Origin of the sequence: Prevotella sp. lc2012, assembly GCF_900107065.1 — a bacterium.
Classification (GTDB): Bacteria; Bacteroidota; Bacteroidia; order Bacteroidales; family Bacteroidaceae; genus Prevotella.
On the sequence record NZ_FNUF01000001.1, the window covers coordinates 894,661 to 914,526 of the forward strand.

The following is a 19,866-nucleotide window of genomic DNA, read 5'->3' on the forward strand; positions in this document are numbered from 1 at the left end:
TCTTCATTTTCTTCTATTGTACATTTATAGTTAGATTTCCATTTTTCAGTTGTTCGGCCGAAGCCGTTAGCGTAAGAACGGCAGGAGAATGGCTACTCTGGACAAGCACCTGCGCCAATCCATTGAAGGCTGGAATCACGAACGTCTTACAGTCTTTTCCCTGCGGATGATCCGCCCCAAGATAAGAAGGATCACCATTTCCCACTCCTAGGATACGCCCATCCCCATCCAAACAAAAAGTGAGCAGAGGACTTGCATCTGGGACTATATGTCCCTCAATATCCTGTATTTCAACCGTCACGACAGCCAGATCTCTTCCATCGGCATCGATAGTCTGACGGTCAGATCTCAGTACAATCTTAGCAGCGGGCTTTGTAGTCTCAATGGTCTTACTCATGATACGTCGACCATTCTTATAGCCAACAGCCACCACTTTACCAGGCTGATAAACAGCCTTCCATTTGAGATGACCGTTGCGAGGCATTGTCTGACGTCCGAGGTCTCGGCCATTCACAGTCAGTTCCACCTCCTCGCAATTGCTATAGGCCCAAAGTTCAATCTCCTCGCCTTCATGTCCCTGCAGGTTCCAATGAGGGAAGATATGGAGTACCGGCTCGTCTGTCCACCATGATTTCAGATACCAAGCCTCATCTTTCCAAAAACCGCAATAGTCAAGGATACCAAATTCAGAGTCTGTAGCAGGATAGGTCAAAGGATTTGGCTCACCACGATAGTCGAAACCTGTCCAAAAGAAAGCGCCAGCCGCCCAGTCGTGTTCAGCATAGAAGCGCCAACCACGCTCAATTACGTTCTCCACGCCATAGCCTTTCTCGTCGAAGTTCATCGAACGCATACGGCCTGGCACATCGGGTGAATCGAAATAAACGCCACGGGTACCACAACCGGTAAACTCCTCAGTACCCACAATCCGCCACTCTGGATGCTGGAGACGGCGATTCACCACATCATTCTGTGAGATATAATTGTAGCCCACCACATCGACCCCTTTGATCAGCTCCGAGCCTCCAGCATTAGCCAGCGTCGATGGTCGTGTAGGATCAAACAGGCGTACATATTCTTTCATCGCTTCCGCCAACCTCGTACCCTGTACGTTGTTCTCGATACCCCACTCCTCATTACCACAACTCCAGAGGATGACAGAAGGGTGATTTCGGTCGCGCTTAATTAGCCTTTCCAACAAACGCAGATGCTCCTCGTTGACGCCCGTAAGACGATTCTCGTCAATCACAAGAATGCCCTCATGGTCACAGATATCGAGTAGTGCCGGCGATGCCGGATTATGAGAAGAACGATAGGCATTACAACCCAATTCCTTGAGTTGTCGGATGCGCCACGCCATCAGAGCCTCGGGCATGGCAGTCCCGACTCCGGCATGATCCTGATGCAGATTGACTCCCCTCAGTTTCAACTGCTGACCATTCAACAGAAAGCCCTTGTCTGCATCGAATGCGATTTCACGAATACCAATTGTCGTCTGATAGCAATCAGTCACTTGACCATTAACACGAATAAGGGTCTCAACCTTATACAAATAAGGGTCGGTCGTACTCCAAAGATGAGGATCTGACAATGTCAGTTGCTGCTTACATCCACGTGTTTCCCTTGGTCTCAAGGCATCCATCATCACAGAGATTGTCTTGCCTACCTCATGCCCTTCGGCATCTAGGATCCGCTGTTCCACCTGACAGTCTTGTACCTTCGACGAGTGATTATTCACCTCTGTCTCAATATAGATGGTTGCAGAGGTATAGGGCGACCGCAGTTCGGCATAGACAAACGTTCCAAAGGGAGCCACACTCACAGCAGCCGTCTTCTCAAGCCACACATCCCGATAGATACCTGCGCCTTCATAGAACCACCCCTCCTCCAACGAAGCATCGGCCCGCACACAGATAAGGTTGTCTCCACCATAGTTCACATATTCCGTCACATCATACTCTTGGGTAGCATAGCCACTGGGCTCCGAACCCATATAGAAGCCATTGAACCACACCCGAGCATCTCGGAAGATGCCATCAAAGCGCAAGGTAAGCCGCTTGCCCTCATCTGTTTTCGGAATGCTGATAGTTTTTCGATACCAGCCCACGCTTGTCGTGGGATATTTGTAACCCACCGTTTTATAACCGTGAGAGTGACTAGCTTCAGGCGCATAAGGCAGGGTGGCCACCCAGTCGTGGGGTACCATCACCTCCTGCCATGTCGAATCATTGAACTTCACAGCATACGGTCCCTCATTATGAATAGAGTTGGCCTTTGTTAAATAGTTAAAGTACTCCGTGCCACAGCCAAAGTCCTTGACAGGGTCTGCTGCATGTCCGTAAGCGAACCTCCACCCTTCGTCAAGTCGAACGGTCTCACGCATTCCCGTCTGAGCCGACGCACATATCACGGTTCCTAGGAGACAAGCTAAAAATAGTCTTCGTTTCATTTTAATTACAATACTTAGTTATATTAGTCATTTTTTCTTACAAATTCCGACGGAAGACATCCATACTCTTCTTTAAAATACTTGCTGAACTGCTTAGGCGAAAAGCCTACAGTATATGCCACCTCAGAGATGTTCGTGCGCCCCTGCTCTAACAAAGACCGTCCACGTTTGATTCTTAGGATACGTATAAACTCAAGAGGCGACTTTCCCGTTATAGTCATAAGTTTCTTGTAAAGATGGCCACGCGTCATACCTATAGCCATACCGAAATCCTCGACAGAGAACTCGGAATCGCCCATATTTTTCTCCACAATCTCTATGGCCTTTTGAATCAGTTGTTCGTCGAGGGAACTAACAGTGATCTCACTCGGTGAGATATCCATCGTTCCAGTAAAACGACGATGATTATTACGAGTCCAATCCAGGATCTTCTGTATACGCAGTCTCAGGATACTCAAATTAAAAGGCTTAGTGATATAATCGTCGGCACCGTCCTTTAATCCTGAGATGATGTTTGCCTCTGTCGACTTAGCTGTCAACAGGATAACCGGGATATGTGAGAAACAGACATCGGTCTTGATACGGTTACACAATTCCAGGCCATTCATTTCTGGCATCATAACATCACTGATGACAATATCCACATCGTGTCTTTTCAAAATGCCAAGCGCCTCAACACCATTCGCTGCTAAGAGCACACGATACTGTTCGTTCAAGCATCTCTCGAGGAACATACGGAAATCAAGGTTATCCTCGACGACAAGAATGGTCACTCCGTTACAGCGATCCTCCATGTCATGAGATTCTACACTTTTGTTCTCCTCCTGCAGGGGGGCTTCAGCTTGTGCATCTGTCATCACAGGCAAATCCATCGGAATGGTTACCACAAACACACTACCTTGTGGATGGTTATCCTCAACAAAGACATCTCCATGATGCATCGCCACATATTCCTTCACAATATGTAGACCGATACCACTCCCTACATATTCCGTATTACCCTCTTCCTGATAGAAACGATCAAAGACACGTTCCTTACTCGCCTCCTTAATACCAATACCAGTATCAGCAACCTCTAAGCGCATCTGAGGATAGCCATCGCCTGCAACCGTCCGTCCAACCGTAACGACAACGCTCCCATTTTCCTTATTATATTTAAAAGCATTGGAAAGCAAATTCGTTACAATACGCCGCATTTTGTTCTGGTCGAAGTTCATTTCTAAACTCTGGGCATTAATACGCAGGCTCAGATGTATGCCTCGCCCCTGAGAATAGTGCCTGAAACTATCAACGGTCTTGCGAAGGAACTCCACAAAGTCCCCATGTGAGAGTTGTAGTTTCTCTGTACCGACGTCTATCTTCCGGAAATCCAAAAGCTGAGTTACCCCATCCATCAACAAACACGCATTGCGCCACACCAACTCCAACTCCATCCGGAGCTTCGTCTCCAAATTACCCGACAGTATTTTCTCCAATGGCGTAATAATCAGCGAGAGCGGAGTCTTCAAATCATGACTCACATTAGTAAAGAAACGGATCTTATTCTCTTCCAACCGATGCTGCTGTTCTAGTTCCAACTCCAGTTTCTGTACGGCAAGTGTCTCCTGATGCTTTCTCATCATCCTTCTCACATACATAAAGACAGCAGCAACAACTAACAAGAAATAAAAGGCAAAAGCGGGTAACGACAGCCAGAATGGGGGCCTAACTCGAATCCTAAGTACAGAGACGTCGCTTGTCCACCCACCAAGATCGGAAGCTTTCACCTCAAGAGTGTATGAGCCTGGTGCGAGTGCATTGAAATTAATACGGTTCCCGTCAAGCAACACCCACCTTTTCTGTGTCTCTTTCAGACGATAAAGATAATGTATCTTGTGCTTCCGTGTATAGTTCATGGCCGACACTGTGAGAACAAGATTGTTCTGGTCATAATCTAACACGATACCGTCGGTCTGCTGGATGCCTCGATCAAGAACGCCCGTATCGTCGCCCACTATGACCTGTCGCTCTCCAAAATAGAGTGACGTAAAGATGATTTTCACTGGTGGATAAGAAGGTTGACTCCGGTTTTGAAGGATACATAGATAACCATTGGTACTGCCAATGAGGCAATCGCCCTTACGGGTATGACATGTCACATTACTACTGAACATCGAGTTTTGCAAACCATCTTCCTCAAAATACGGAGTGCAGACAAATGACCAACTAGAAACACCACTTTTCTTGACCGAGACACATGTCAGACCATTGTCCGTACTAACCCAAACATTTTTAGCATTGTCTTCTGTTACAGTTCTGACATACGGGTTCGACAGACCATCTTTCTGCGTAAGCCGATAGAGGGTGTCGCGATACTCGTCATATACAATCAATTCCACCCGCGTACCAATCCAAACGAGTCCTCTTCTATCCTTGTATAAAGAAGTCACAAACGTATCGGCTAGTGGCAGCAGGCAACCCTTCCGTTTCATGAATGACCCTGTCTTGACATCGAGAATATAGAACCCCGTACTTGATCCAATGTACAGATGCCCACTATTGTCGCTATACAAGCAGTTGATACTATTGGTCTTCAGGATGGAATTATCTGTTGTGAATAACCGTTCACCACCATCCCGCTGATAGCAAGACAACCCTTGATAAATGGAGCCAAACCACAGATTGCCGTCACTATCCTCTGTCATGCATGTGATGAAGAGTTGCTGCTTTACATCACCACAAGAAAACGGCACGAAGCGCTGTCCTTCTTTATAAAAGACACCATGGCCGAAGGTCCCTATCCAGAGCCTACCAGACCTATCTACCAAAGAGCAGGTGACAATATCAGTCGGCAGACTACCGTTTTTCTGGTTGAAAAGCGTCTCATGCCCGTTGGAATCGATCCTTAATAGCCCGCTCCCGTCGAACCCAACCCAGAGGTTCCCTTCTCTATCATCGACAATGCAACTGACATCCTCCTTTCCACTGAACCGCTTCACGGAGAACAACGGATCTGTCAGATCCATATAGACAGCACCTCGTTTGCTCGTCCCGATCCACATCGTATTTCTCGAATCCTTGTATAAACTGCTGATATGATTACTAGGCAGTCTTCCGGTGCCTTCCCGACAGTCTAACCGACGAAAATCTTCTCCGCCCACATTCGTACTATATATATATACGCCATCGTTCTCTGTTCCTATCCATATACTGCCCTTCCCGTCGTCAGTCAGAGAAGTCAATATCATTTTTGACAATGGCTCCAACACCGTAGAGGCACTCCATTTCTTCTCCCTGACCGAATAACAATGAAGACAATTGTCCGGATAATGCTTAATATAAAACCAAAGTCGCCCTTGGGTATCCAAATATATCATACGCCAAAAAGTGTCTGGCATGTAAATAGAATTCTCATACATCAGTTTACATGAGCGCATGTCAACACGAAAGAAGTCGCCGTTCTCTGCTAATGCATATGCCTCACCGCCATACGAGGTTACTCGTATGATTGACGTCTCGGAGAGGTTATCGATAACCGATAGTTTTTTCCCACTGAAATCATAGAAGAATATCCGATGTCTTGACAGAGCCCAAAGATTTAAATGATCATCAGTGCATAACCAAGTAATCGGCTCGGTGATACCCAACGTTGCAAGTCTATCGGCAACATCCTCAAAGACCTGATCTTTCACACAATCATAGGCATATATCCCATTCACAGAAAGCACCCAGATGGTGCCCATAGCATCTTCACAGATACTTTCAATATCATCATTGAGATTGCCCAAGGGAATGGTGGTGTACTTACGAAACTGATAACCATCATAGCGATCAAGCCCGTTGTTGGTGGCAAACCACATAAAACCGAACTGATCACGAAGAATGTCCTTCACAAAACTATCGGACAAACCAGACTGGACATTCACATTCCAGTATACAGGATTGCCAAGAACAGTTATCTGGAGGAAAACTGAGAATACAGCCAAAAAGAATATCCGTTTCTTCATCTTACTTTCAACTTTTCTCGATGCAAATATAAGCATTTCAACCGTTTTGACATACGCTCTTCCAATATTTTTTCTCTTCTTGAGAATATTTTTCGCCTACACACTCTCCGTTTGTATCTTTCTTCTCCATAAATGTATTTTGATACATTGGCGGACTCCCCCTTCACGCATTCTTCGTATCTTTGCCGCTGTCAAACAGTCAACACTCAATCACACAAAGAAATTTTTAAATTGATAACGAGTATGAAAAAAAATGTTTTGTTCGTATTCCTGTTTATCACAGGACTGATTAACGGCTATGCACAGGCCGGCACCAAACGACCTGCCGACCCTGAGGCGACCCCCGAAGCTCGCGCATTATATGAATGGTTATGGAAAAGTCAGAAACAGGGCACGATGTACGGCCATCAAGATGACTTGATGTGCGGACACACCTGGTGGAACGAGCAGGGGCGTTCTGACACGAAAGAGACCGTAGGTGACTATCCCGCTGTGGTAGGCTTCGAACTAGGAGAGATTGAACTCGGCGGTGACCGCAGTCTCGACTCTGTGGCCTTCCGCGATATTCGCGAACGAGTACGGTGGTGGCATCGTCAGAGAGGTATCATCACCGTTAGCTGGCATGTCGTCAACCCCATCTCATCCCAATGGCCAGGCATTAAGGAGCCCAATGGGGCTGGCTCTGCATGGGATGTCAGCATGCTTTCTGCCGACGGACTCAATGCAGTCAGGAGCATTCTTCCTGGTGGTAGCAACCACGCCATGTTCAACAACTGGCTCGAACGACTAGCACGTTTCTTCCTCAGTTGGCGTGACGACAGCGGACATCTCATCCCTTTTATCTTCCGTCCATGGCATGAGCATTCTGGCAATTTCTTCTGGTGGGGACAGACACGCTGCCGCGACGATGAATATGCAAATCTCTGGCGCTATACCGTCGACTACTTGCGCGCCAAGGGACTCCACAATATCCTCTATGCCTATAATACTGATAAAGTCTACTCACCTGAGGCATACCTGAAGGGATATCCAGGCGACGATTATATCGACATGCTGTCTATCGACTGGTATGGATCGGGGGACGAGTTCTACCGTGATGTGAACATAGCTTTACAGTTCACAACCGCCTTGGCCACCGAGAAGCACAAGTTACATGCACTCAGCGAATGCGGTCCCATCAGCACTGGTCTTCAAGATCTCTTGGTCAACTATGAGTCGGTTTACTTGCTGACATGGCGTCATGCCCCACCACGTGGTAGTCATTCTGCCACACACATGCTAACCGACGACGAGATAAGAAAACTGCCAGCGGATGTACGTGAGCATTACCTCCAGTGGCTGAGACAACCGAGACACGAAGATTATCTGAAAGTGATGAAACAGAATAAGAATTATCTGTTTCTGAAAGATATCCAAAAGATTAAATAACAAAATATCAAACATAAAAATAATAATGAGAAAGATTATCTTATTATGTATCTCCATGATGGCATATATTCTTTCATCAACGGCACAAGAACGGCCAATACCCGCAAACACCATGGTGTCGGAAACGGTCCTATTCCAGCGCGACTACCCACGTATCGACAGGGAACATAGGGCCTACTTCCGACTCTATGCCCCACAGGCGAAGAAGGTGACACTCGAGTTGCAGGGAACCCACGACATGGAACGCGATGACGACGGTTGGTGGTATGCCGTCATCAACCCTCTAGTGGTCGGTCCCCACTTCTACCATTTCATGGTTGACGGAATCTGCGTCACAGATATCAACACCGACACCTATTGCGGCAGCTACGGACGCTCAAGCATGATAGAAATACCGGAAGGTGTGGAAGGCGATTATTATAGGAATCAGGATGTTGCTCATGGACGTGTCAGTTCGGTCGTATACTGGTCAGCAATAGAGTCGCGCTATAGACGTTGCATGGTCTACACTCCCGCAGAATACGATTTGAACTCTGAAAAACGCTATCCCGTGCTGTATCTCCAGCATGGCATGTGCGAGGATGAGACGGGTTGGGTTAAACAGGGACGGGCTGGTTCCATTCTCGATAACCAGATAGCGTCAGGTAAGTGCCGTCCAATGATCGTGGTCATGGACAATGGCAACTGTGGCATCGGCTTCGAGAGTCTGATGCGCAAACAGCCAGAAGTGTCGTTCGACACTTTCGGTGCGACCTTCCAGCCCATCCTAATACAGGAGATCATCCCGTTCATAGACAAGACATTCCGCACCTACGCCGATCGAGAGCATAGGGCTATGGCCGGTCTCTCTTGGGGTGGTCGTCAGACATTTGATATAGTGCTGACGCATACCGACATGTTCGCCCACCTCGGTTCATTCAGCGGTGCCCTGTTCATGACTCCCAACACCAAGATTGACCAACTATACAATGGTATCTTTGCCGATGCAGCAAGATTCAACGAACAAATACACACTCTCTTTATCGGCACAGGTACAGAAGAGGACCTCGGCAGCAGTCATGTCAACACGATGCTCCATCAGGCTGGGATCAACACAATATACTACACATCAGAGGGCACAGCCCATGAGTGGCTCACATGGCGAAGGTGCCTGAATGCATTCCTACCACTATTATTTAGATAGTGTTTATCTTTCATCATTCTCTGGGATGAGGCTCATTGCAGCCTCATCCTTTTTTGTGTCTTTTATACCTCCCTTTTGTATCATGAAGACAAACAAGAAGTCCAATGATCGATTTCAGCCCCATGAACTGCGATTTTATTGAGAATTTTGCAGGGCATTAATATCACACAACAGAAAAAGAGTCATCCGATATCATTGTTTATAAACACCAATAACAATCAATTTTAAATTATGTTTATGCAAAAAACTATTAATCTAAAGAAAGCAGGCATTTTAGGAATTCTGTTTTTCTCCATGTCACCGACAGTCGCTACAGCCGACGGCATCAGAGAAAATGCAACGAGTGTACAAACAGTACAACAAAATGTCAACATCAAGGGAAAGGTGGCAGACAGCAACGGTGAACCGATTATCGGTGCCAGCATCCGTGTGAAGGGACTCTCAGCAGGCGTTGTCAGCGATCTAGAAGGAAATTTTGAATTACAGATTCCCAGTGGGCATAGTACATTACAAGTATCGTTTGTCGGTTTCAAAACACAAGAGGTCGCAGTCTCTCCAGGCAAAACCAACTACCAGATCGTACTACGTGAGGATAATGAGACACTCAACGAAGTGGTCGTCGTGGGTTATGGTACGATGAAGAAGAGCGATATCACCGGTTCGGTGACCTCTGTGAACACGGAACAGATGATGCGCCGTACACCTGTCAGTCTTGCTCAAGGACTGCAGGGTGCCGCAGCTGGTGTAGTCGTTACACAAGCCGGTGGTGATCCAACCGGTGGTTATAATATCCGTATCCGTGGCGTCGCCACGATGGATGGCAATACAGACCCCCTCTGGGTCGTTGATGGTATCCAACACGGCAACGCCTCCAATCTAGACTGGCTCGACCCTAACGATGTGGAGAGCATCGAGATTCTGAAAGATGCCTCTGCAACTGCCATCTACGGCTCACGTGGTGCCAACGGCGTCATCATGGTGACAACCAAACATGGAAAGGTCGGCAGACTGCACGTGGATATGAAAGCAGACTTCGGTATCAGCACACTTGCGAGACGACTTGACATGGCCAGTCTCGGTGATTGGCTCTCTGCCTACCGTCAGGCCATCGAGGCCGACGGGAAAGTACCTTATACGGCCTATAACGGGGAGTATGACAAACAGCTCCATGCCATCAACTGGCAGGATGTTATGACACAGCAGTCCTTCCGTCAGCAGTATAACCTGTCTATCAGCGGTGGTTCCGACGTACTCCAGGCTAACGCATCCGTGGGTTATCTCGACAATAAAGGTATCATCGTGAACTCCTGGAACAAACGCCTCACCCTACGTTTGGGCATGAATGCAAATCTCAAAAACAAAGTAAAAATCGGCTTCAACTCGAACTTCAGCACAGGCAAAGGAAAGGGTGGCGGTAACCTGATCAACTACGCCCGTACTCTACCGACGATGGACTATGTTGAAAATGGTATTCTGACCCACGTGCCCGTTCAGTATGAGGACGGCTCTTTCGGCCACTGGAACTACGATCCAACAACCATCTCATATGCGGCAGGCAAATACCAAAGCAACCCCTATGCCGATCAGTATGTGCGCCGCTACAAGGACGACTGGGATAATGATAATGCGGCTATTCGCAACTCCGCCTTCATTGAGGTCAAGATTCTGAAGGGACTGACTTTTCGCAGTAACATGAACCTCGACTTTTCGGCTAGCAACAGTTGGTACTACAATGCCCCCTATGCCGACACTCAGTACACATGGGAGCAATGGGATACCGACGAGAACGGCAACAAATACGGTGTCGACGAATTCGGTACCAATGGATATGCACAGACTCATTATGGCATAGAGAATTATTTCACCTACGATACAACCTTCAAGAGCCATCATTTTACCATGATGATTGGACAGTCAGCAAGCAAGAGCCATGGGTCATGGAACAACTCCTCGACTAAGGATCTGCGGTTCAACTTCCTCCGCGGTTTCTTCTCTGAGGATCCCGACAAATACAACAACGGTAATGGTGCGCCGAACATGTCAGAGCGTTTCGCCTCTTATTTCGGACGTATCAACTACGCATACAAGGACCGTTACCTGCTGACAGCCACCATCCGTCGAGACGGTTCGTCGAAGTTCGGTGCTGACAATCATTGGGGCACCTTCCCGTCTGCCTCACTGGCATGGCGCGCCTCCGAAGAGAGCTTCATCAAGAATCTCGATATATTCAGCAACCTGAAAGTGCGCCTCGGCTGGGGACGCGTTGGAAACGCAAATGTCAACGCCACAGATGCCCTGCCCCAGCTCTCGTCATCAGGCAGTTACGACTTCTATAATATCGACGGTGAGCGCTACAAACGCTACTTCGGCCTTGCACAGACCTCAGAGATAGACACTGGACTGATGTGGGAGGCCAGTGAGCAGACTAACTTCGGTCTCGACCTCGGTTTTCTGAACGGTGACCTGAACATCACCCTCGACTACTATATCCGAGATACAAGAAACTTAATCCTCAACAAGGCCATCCGCCCATCTGCAGGTTTCTCTTCAATTAAGACCAACTTCGGTAAGATCCGTAACCAGGGTCTGGAGTTCAACATTTCCTACAACAAGCAACTGAACCACGATTGGTCCATTGGAATCGCCCTAAATGGTGAAGCCAGCAAGAACAAAGCTGTCGACATCGGTACTGGCACCACGACATCTGGTCCCACAGGCGCTGGTTGGGAGAACAAGCAGGTATGCTACAATGGTCTACCACTCGGCACTTTCCAAGGCTATGTTGTCGACCATATCATCAAAGACCAAGGCGAGATTGACGGTCTGAACGCCAAGGCTGTAGAAATCTACGGTGACGGTAGCTACTACGACAGATTGACAACAGGTCCCGGTGACTTCCTATTCAAGGATTTGAACGGCGACGGTCATATCACCACCGACGACAAGGCATACCTCGGCGACGGATTCCCCGACCTAACCTATGGACTGAACCTCACTGCAAGATACAGAAACTGGGACGCATCAGCTTATATATACGGTGTCATCGGTCAGGAAATCCTCTCATGGGCCAAGAACTACATGACCTCCATACGAAGCGAGAACGAAGGTTACTATAACTTGCTCGCTGACTATGCCAAAAACTCATGGAGTACCTTGAACCCCAACGCAAGCTATCCTCGACTGACACGCGACGACATGTCATCTAACTATCGTGTTTCTGATTATTATGTGGAGAAGGCCGACTACCTGAAGATTTCGAACTTACAAATAGGCTACACCTTCAACACGAAAAAAGTTGCGAACTATATCAACAATGCCCGTATCTACGCCAGTATACAGAACCTGTTGACCATCTCACCATACAACAAATACGGTGATCCTGAGGTCAATGGCGGTGTTACCACCATGGGTTACGATGCTGGTCGTTATCCCTTCCCACGCACGTTTATGTTAGGTATCCAACTTGGTTTTTAATTGTTTAAAACAGAAAAGAATATGAAAAGAATCATTATAGGAGCCCTCATGGGGCTGGCCGCCACCGCCACATCAATCTCTCTGACATCGTGTGGTGACGATTTCCTCGACGTCGATGCCTATAGCATCGTATCACCTGAAGGAGTATATTCCGACAAAGAGAATGTATTTAAGGGACTCATGGGTGTGTACTATTCTCTCCTAGGAGCCAGCGATTACTATATCAAACCCCACCCCGCCCTGGCCAACTACCCGACACTCGACGTACAGGCCGACGGTTGGGATGCCGAGATGTCTAGCCATTCCTGGACCGTTGAATCGAAATCGGCTTTCTTTGAGAACGCCTGGATCTACTCGTATAAGACTGTCGTGGCCTGTAACCTTTTCCTGCGTGACCTGGAAGGCGTCGACGAACATGTCATGAGTGCCTCAGAGAAGGCAGTCTATGAGGCAGAAACACGTGCCATCCGCGGCAGTGCCTATTATTACCTGACAATCAACTTCAGCCGTGTGCCAATGCTCATGACTGGTGAGACCTATCAGACATCACCGACGAAACCACGTCCAGAAAGCGATGACGAAGCATGGCAGACCATTCTCTCCGACTTTGAATATGCAGCTTCTGTACTCGATTGGAAGCCTGCCGATGGTATGACTGGTCGTTTCACGAAAGGAGCTGCCCTAGCTTACGCCGGCAAAGCATGCATGTATCTCGGTGACTTCAATAAGGCCAAGGACTATTACAAACAGATTATCGAAAATGGGACAATCCAACTGAATCCCTGTTATGCAATGACCAGTTGGGTGGACAATCCCGGCAACGTGGAGGCACTGTGGGAGATCTCCTTCCCCAAATTCCCAGGTATGGGTTGGGATGTGTGGACATGGGCCAAGAATAGCGACTGCCGTTATTTCGGCATGCAGACCAAGGCACGTGAGTTCGGTGGATGGGGCGACTCCTTTACATCATATGAACTTGTGCGCAGTTTCGAGCCCGGAGACAAACGAAAAACCTACTCTATCGTCGGATGGCATGGTGACAAGGGTGACACTAACCCCTACACCGGTGACATCATCGGCACCACAGAGGCATTTCAGTCGTGGTTTCTCTCCAATGCCGAGGGCAACCCGAACAACCATGGTACAAAATGGTGGCGCACAAACGATGTTTATTCTGCACACTCGGTCAACCTCTACCGTTTCGGCGGTGCCCTGCTTGACTATGCAGAGTGCTGTTTCAGAACTGGTGACGAGCAGGCAGGATGGAATGCCATCGCTCAGATTCGTAATCGTGCCTGGGGTAACCTCGAGGTTGGCTATGATCCCGACGAGGCTAGCGGCAGCTACCTGCCGTTCCCCAAGGAACTGCTGAACACGCAGACGGTATCGGTGCCCGACGCACAGGCACACTATGCTAAATATGCAAAGGAAAAGGGATATACCTCACCTATCTGGATGGTGGCTCTCTTCCAGGAACGTCGTAAAGAGCTCTACTATGAGTTCAGTTTGTGGTACGACCTATGCCGCTGCAACTTCGTAGAAGAGTGGTTAAACTGCGAATATCCCAAGAACAACGGGGCCACGTTCTATAACACAGCAACAGGCAAATACTATATCCCATCGGGCAATGATTACAATGAGCCGTGGAACAATGCGTCAGAGGCAGAACGTGCATCTATGATTCCTGTAACCCCAAGAAAGTGGGACTGGAACCCGATCCATCTGGTATACCCGATTCCGACCTCAGAATTAACTGCCAACACAGAATGTGTACAAAACACAGGTTACTAAATAGATTGGAATATTTATTGTGGAAGGTTAGTTAGTATTTAGTTTTTGGCAGGGGAGGTACAGTCGTGATGACAGAATCTCCCTTTTTATTTTCAACGACCTATTCGCCCAGACTCAAAAAAATAACTATATTTGCAAACAAAATATTTTTGTCTTGATATGTATAAGAAAGTAATAACACTATGCTCGATAATGTGTCTTTGTCACATCACGACCATTATGGCACAGGTGAGGAATACGGCAGAGGTGCTGCGGACAGAGACCACACAAGACCTGATGGAGAACATCCTACCATTCTGGATTACACATACCGTCGACCCTAACGGCGGTTTCTATGGTCTGGTACTGAACGATGGTCAGGCTATTGGGAAAGCGCCCAAGGGTGCTGTTCTAAATGCCCGCCTGCTGTGGACCTTCTCGAAGGCCTATCGTCATTACAGTCTCGAGATATACCGTACGATGGCCAACCGTGCTGCAGACTACTACATACACCATTTCATCGACCCGAAATACGGTGGAGTCGTTTGGTCAGTTACCCATGAAGGGCATATCGAAGATGCCACCAAACAGACCTATGCCTGCGCCTTCGGTATCTACGGACTAGCAGAGCACTTCAGGGCTACAGGCAATCGGACGAGTCTGGACGCGGCACTGAAGCTATACGCCACATTAGAGGAGAAGGTGCACGACAAAAAAAGAATGGGCTATATTGAGTCTTTCCAGCGTAACTACTCGAAAGCACCCATCAAAGGGGTTGACGGACTGGCCAATGCCACCAAGACGATGAACACGCATATCCATCTGCTGGAAGCCTTCACCGCGTTGTATCAAGTATGGCCCGATGAAGGATTGCGGAACAATCTTAAGGAACTGATCGGCATCCTACAGACTAAGCTCTATTCCCCTAAGCGTAGTCACCTCATCCTATACTGCGACGACGACTGGAATGCGATAGGAGAAAATGACTCCTATGGCCACGACATTGAGACATCATGGCTGTTGACAGAGGCCGCCGCCGTCGTAGGCGATTCTATTCTGAAGATACAGGTTGACCAACAGGCCATAAAGATGGTCCGTACAGCTCTCAGGGAGGGAGTCAGTGCCGAGGGGACGATGTATTACGAGAAGACTCCGCAAGGCCTGAATAAGAAACTGTCATGGTGGCCTCAATGCGAGATGATCATCGGCTGCGTGAACGCCTGGCAACTCACAGGCGACAAGTCATTTCTCAATGCTGCTCTTCGGAACTGGTCATACGTCAAGACCCACTTTGTCGACCACGAACAGGGTGACTGGTATAAATACCTCACCGAAGACGGTCTTCCAATAAATGCTCCAAAGGTAAGCGACTGGAACTGTCCCTATCATCACAGTCGGGTGGCCTTCGAACTGGCGGAACGACTGAAGCCCATCAAGGCGCATACCGAGGTCATGGCGTGGAGCAACATGACGGGTGTCCGACTAGAGGGTGAACTGATCGACTTTGAGTCGTCATTGCGTGTCGGCACACTAGGCAGAGATATTGAGAAAAGTGGGAGAGAGAAACAGGAGCATATCCGTTATCACCGTGATGGCAACACCCAGACGACCGTCACCCCGATGCACGGAGCAACGATCACGCAGACAGTGACCGACACCACCAGTCAGACCGTCGCCTTGCAGTGGCATATCGAAGCGAAGGAGGATCTCGACGAGAAAGCGTGGTTCTGCATGAGTTTCTCGCCACGGTACTATGCCACAGCCAAGATCAGCATACAAAAGAGGAAAGTGACCGTCACTGCTCCTGAACGTCAAATCACACTGACCTTCGACCGTTCTGTTGAGGCGACAGTCAGGGAGGAAGATGGTGACAAGGTGCTCTATATCACCCTAATGCCGACACTTCGAAAAGGAGCCAAGGCAACCCTTTCTGCCACGATGTCCGTTAATGGCAAACGTCATCATGAGACTGCGACGATAACCTTCGACCACATGCACCCTGGTAGGATTTTCACTGGCTTCGGCGGGAACTTCCGCATCCAGAACCCCCTCAAGGATCCCACGGTCATCGACTATTGTCTAAGGAATATGCGTGTGGCCTTCGGACGTGTGGAGATGCCATGGATGATCTGGGACATGCAAGGAGCGGCTGCCCCACATGTGAAGCAAAGTGCAGAGATGGCACGACGTCTGAAACAGACAGGTATGCCCGTCATTGTCAGTTGCTGGTTCCCACCCATGTGGGCTGGTGAGAGGACCACCCGCTCCGACGGTACGTCGTTCGCTTTCCGTCTAAAGGATTCGGAACAGCAACGGATATTCGCCTCATTGACTGACTATCTGGAGTTTCTGAAGAGAGACTACGGCGTGGAGGCCGACTATTTCTCATTCAACGAATCGGACCTAGGCATCAACGTGGTCTTCACCCCCGAAGAACACCGTGACTTCATCAAGGCTTTCGGACAGTATCTGGCTGACCGCGGTTTGAAAACCCGCCTGCTGTTGGGTGACAATTCCGACGCCACGACCTTCGACTTTATCCTACCAACACTCAACGACCCGTCTGCACATAAATACATCGGTGCCATCTCATTCCACTCCTGGAGAGGATGTGATGACGAGACACTCAACAAATGGGCGGAGGCCTCACGACAAATCAATGTGCCTCTGATTGTTGGTGAAGGTAGTACAGACGCTGCGGCTCACCAATATCCCGCCATTTTCAATGAATCGACATTCGCTCTCTACGAGATCAACCTCTACCTGCGGCTCTGTGCAATCTGCCAACCGCTGAGCATTCTGCAATGGCAACTCACCTCTGACTACTCACCACTATGGGGCGACGGCATCTATGGATCGAAGGGGCCCCTGCACCCTACACAACGTTTTTTCAACCTGATGCAATTGGCTATGACTCCACAAGACGCCTTTGCCGTACCTGTATCTTGTGACAAGGAAAACATACAGACAGCGGGGTTTGTGAAGATGGCCACAGGTGAGTGGGCCATCCATCTAGTTAACAATGGTGCGTCGTGCGAGTCAACCATTTCAGGACTGCCTGTCACGACAAAAGAAGTGGTTGTCTATGTGACCAACAGAGACTGTCATGCCGAGGCCCGTCTCGTTAGGGTCAACGATGGTCAGCTAACCGTTCGATTGCCTGCCGAGAGTTTTATTACAATCATCGCTTGATCATCTCATCCCCGTTATGAATTTGTATTTCATAGCGGGGATGATTTTTTCCCTCTGGTGTAGTCTGTTTGCGAAAAAAAATGTAATTTTGCAGCGAATAACCAAAAAACGAACAGATCAACATGAGAGTGCAATCTAAAATCCTGCTGCTGGCGGTCCTACTGACAGTTACTGATACCGTCATGGCAAAGACATCAACTATTCAGCGCAAACAACGACTTAACGATCATTGGCAGTTTGTCGAAAACGACAGCGATTTCACCAAGGCCAACACCGTGACCCTTCCTCACGACTGGAGCATCCTGCATCATTTCGATGCCAAAGCACCTGCCGGCAATGATGGAGGTTACCTGCCTACTGGCAAGGGCTGGTATCGACGCATCCTCACCCTCGACAAGCGTTATGAGGGTAAGAAGATACGTCTATACTTTGAGGGCATCTATATGAACTCACACGTCTATATCAATGGTCATCAGGCTGGCGGATGGCCCTACGGCTACTCTGGCTTCTGGGTAGATGCCACCCCCTATGTCTCTACAGGACGCAATGAGATTGTGGTGAGTGTGGACAACTCCCAACAGAAGAACTGCCGCTGGTATACTGGTTCTGGTATCTATCGTAACGTGTGGCTCGTGACCACTGATAAGACCTATATTGACGATTGGAGCATCGCCGTGAGCACCCCCGATATCCATCATGTGGAACTGACTGCCACGGTTATCTTGCCCGACGGCACAACCCGTCCCCTGCAGCGCACCATCGAGGTGGCCGATCCTCAACTCTGGTCGCCCGACTCCCCTTATCTCTACCAAACAGAGTTAGCGATTCCCGAGGGCGACCACGTCAGCGTCACCTATGGCATCCGTACCATCGACTATAGTGCAGAGAAAGGGCTCCTGCTCAACGGCAAGCCTCTGAAGTTGAACGGTGCTTGTGTGCATCACGACAACGGTATCCTTGGTGCTGCAGCCTACGACGATGCCGAATACCGTAAGGCACGATTGATGAAAGAAGCCGGCTTCAATGCTGTTCGCACCTCACACAATCCACCTTCAGAGGCCTTCCTCCGCGCCTGCGATGAACTGGGCCTATTGGTCATCGACGAGGCTCTCGACGGGTGGCGCGAGAAGAAGAACGACAACATCTACGACTATTCCACGCTCTTCGACCAGTGGTGGCAGCGCGACATCGACGCCATGGTACTGCGCGACCGTCTGCACCCCAGCATCTTTTGCTGGAGCACTGGCAACGAGGTCATCGAACGGAAGAAGATCGAGGTGGTGAAGACCGCTCATCAGCTGGCATCCCGTATCCGCGCCCTCGATCCGCAGCAACGCCCTGTCACCTCGGCACTGGCTGCCTGGGACCGCGACTGGGATATCTACGATCCCCTGGCTGCCGAGCATGATATCGTGGGCTACAACTACATGATCTTCATGGCTGAGAGCGACCATCAGCGTGTGCCACGGCGTGTGATGATGCAGACAGAAAGCTATCCCCGTGATGCCTGGCGCAACTACCAGACCGTACAGACCCACGACTATATCATCGGCGACTTTGTATGGACTGGGCTCGACTATATCGGAGAATCAGGCATCGGACGATACTATTATGAAGGAGAAGTACCTGGTGAGTCGTGGGAGCGACCGCTCTATCCGTGGCATGCCGCCTATTGCGGCGATGTCGACCTCACTGGCTCCCGCAAGCCTATCAGCTTCTACCGTTCGATGCTGTGGAATACTCGTACGAAGGAGCAGGAAGAGGGACTCTACCTTGCTGTGCGCGAACCAGACGGTTATCTAGGCAAGGTCAAGACCTCGATGTGGAGCACCTGGCCGACACAGAACAGTTGGACATGGCCAGGATGGGAAGGCAAACCCATCGAGGTGGAAGTTTATAGCCGTGAGCCGAAGGTCCGTCTCTTACTGAACGGTCAACTGGTTGCCGAACAGGACACAAAAGAGATGAAAGCGACCTTCACCCTCCCATACCAGACGGGCACCCTATGTGCCGAGGCTGGCGAACAACGCGTGGAACTGCAGACCGCAGGTACCCCTGCCGCCATCCGTCTCACTGCCGACCGCAGCACCCTGAAGGCTGATGGACAATCTCTTGCCTTCATCACTGCAGAGGTGGTTGACGCTCAGGGGTGCGTTGTTCCTACAGCCGATCATACCCTCACCTTCACCGTAGATGGCAATGCCACGCTCCTTGCTGTCGGCAACGCTAATGTCAAGGATGAAGCGCCCTATTATGATACGACGCATCAGGTATGGCATGGCCGTGCTCTGGCCGTCATCCGCAACAACGGTCGCTCCGGGAAATCAACGCTGAGAGTATCGGCAGAAGGACTGCCATCAACTCAGATCACATTCAGATAACAA

The 19,866-nt window shown here is 49.2% G+C and carries 8 protein-coding genes; 6 read left to right on the forward strand and 2 right to left on the reverse strand.

Annotation, left to right across the window (positions count from 1 at the left end; genetic code table 11):
- Positions 1–13 precede the first annotated feature (13 nt).
- Positions 14–2,449, reverse strand: coding sequence for a beta-galactosidase GalA (galA, locus tag BLU99_RS03915; protein ID WP_091899838.1), 2,436 nt, complete (start codon positions 2,447–2,449; stop codon positions 14–16).
- A 23-nt stretch (positions 2,450–2,472) separates the two neighbouring features.
- Positions 2,473–6,435, reverse strand: coding sequence for a two-component regulator propeller domain-containing protein (locus BLU99_RS03920; RefSeq protein ID WP_176771026.1), 3,963 nt, complete (start codon positions 6,433–6,435; stop codon positions 2,473–2,475).
- 243 nt (positions 6,436–6,678) lie between these two features.
- Between BLU99_RS03920 and BLU99_RS03925 the strand changes: the two genes are divergently transcribed.
- From BLU99_RS03925 to BLU99_RS03950, 6 genes are all read left to right on the forward strand, one after another.
- Positions 6,679–7,863 carry a glycoside hydrolase family 26 protein gene (locus BLU99_RS03925; RefSeq protein WP_091899840.1) on the forward strand — a complete coding sequence of 395 codons (1,185 nt, stop codon included), beginning with the start codon at positions 6,679–6,681 and terminating at the stop codon, positions 7,861–7,863.
- A 25-nt stretch (positions 7,864–7,888) separates the two neighbouring features.
- Positions 7,889–9,046 carry an alpha/beta hydrolase-fold protein gene (locus BLU99_RS03930; RefSeq protein ID WP_091899841.1) on the forward strand — a complete coding sequence of 386 codons (1,158 nt, stop codon included), beginning with the start codon at positions 7,889–7,891 and terminating at the stop codon, positions 9,044–9,046.
- Between the two features lie 294 nt (positions 9,047–9,340).
- Positions 9,341–12,520: a SusC/RagA family TonB-linked outer membrane protein gene (locus BLU99_RS03935; protein ID WP_176771027.1), complete on the forward strand. Its 3,180-nt coding sequence runs from the start codon at positions 9,341–9,343 to the stop codon at positions 12,518–12,520.
- 21 nt (positions 12,521–12,541) lie between these two features.
- Positions 12,542–14,311, forward strand: a complete 1,770-nt coding sequence (locus BLU99_RS03940) for a RagB/SusD family nutrient uptake outer membrane protein (RefSeq protein ID WP_091899843.1) — start codon at positions 12,542–12,544, stop codon at positions 14,309–14,311.
- Positions 14,312–14,530: 219 nt separating this feature from the next.
- On the forward strand, positions 14,531–17,482 hold the full coding sequence (locus BLU99_RS03945; protein ID WP_176771028.1) for an AGE family epimerase/isomerase: 2,952 nt from the start codon (positions 14,531–14,533) through the stop codon (positions 17,480–17,482).
- Between the two features lie 122 nt (positions 17,483–17,604).
- Positions 17,605–19,863, forward strand: coding sequence for a glycoside hydrolase family 2 TIM barrel-domain containing protein (locus BLU99_RS03950; protein ID WP_091899845.1), 2,259 nt, complete (start codon positions 17,605–17,607; stop codon positions 19,861–19,863).
- Positions 19,864–19,866 lie beyond the last annotated feature (3 nt).